The sequence below is a fragment of the Buttiauxella sp. S19-1 genome, from assembly GCF_022134725.1.
GTDB classification, from domain to species: domain Bacteria; phylum Pseudomonadota; class Gammaproteobacteria; order Enterobacterales; family Enterobacteriaceae; genus Buttiauxella; species Buttiauxella ferragutiae.
In genome coordinates, this window is record NZ_JAHWLU010000266.1 from 1 (window position 1) to 770 (window position 770).

Genomic DNA, 770 nt, shown 5'->3' on the forward strand with positions numbered 1-770 from the left:
GCCTGACCACACCGGGCGACCAGCAATGGCTGTGGGCTTACGACGAGCTCGGCAGCGTGGTCAGCCTCACTGACCCGCAGGGCCGGAGCCAGCAGTTCAGCTACAGCGAACAGGGCGATTTACTGGCCCACATTCTTCCCGGCGGCGCGACCTGGCGCTGGAGCCATGATGCCCTGCACCAGGTGCGGGAAACCACTGCCCCGAATGGCGGTATCACACACACAGAACAGGATATGCTGGGCTGTCTGCTGAGCGTCAAAGACCCGCTGGGCTTCACCACGCAGTTCCGCCACAGCAAAAAACATGCCGGGCCGCAGGGCAGCATCGAGGAAATTAACCGCCCCGACGGTGTGCGCGAACTGATGCACCAGAACAGCGAAAAACTCACCGAAAGTTTTACTGACGGTGAAGGAAAAACCACCCGTTATGAATACGGTGCATTCGACCTGCTGACGGCGGTGATACGCCCGGACGGCGAACGGCTGGAATGCCGTTACGATAAACTCACCCGCCTGACTGAAATCATCAACGCCGCTGGTGAGCACTACCGTCTGACCTACGACAAAGCCGGGCAACTTATTGCGGATACCGACTTTACCGGCAGAACGCTGAATTACCGCTACGACGCCGCAGGCCGCTGTATCTGCACTTCTTTCCCGGATGGCACCCACCTTAATCGGGTATATAACGTCACCGACCAGGTCGTACGCGAAGACGTCACTCAGGGCGACAGCACCCGCGTACTCAGCACCACCCTATTCCGCTATGAC

Annotated in this window: 1 pseudogene; it reads left to right on the forward strand. The window is 59.2% G+C overall.

The annotated features are described in order from the left end of the window. Positions 1 to 770, forward strand: a pseudogene (locus tag MES37_RS24490) (hypothetical protein); the annotation flags it as partial.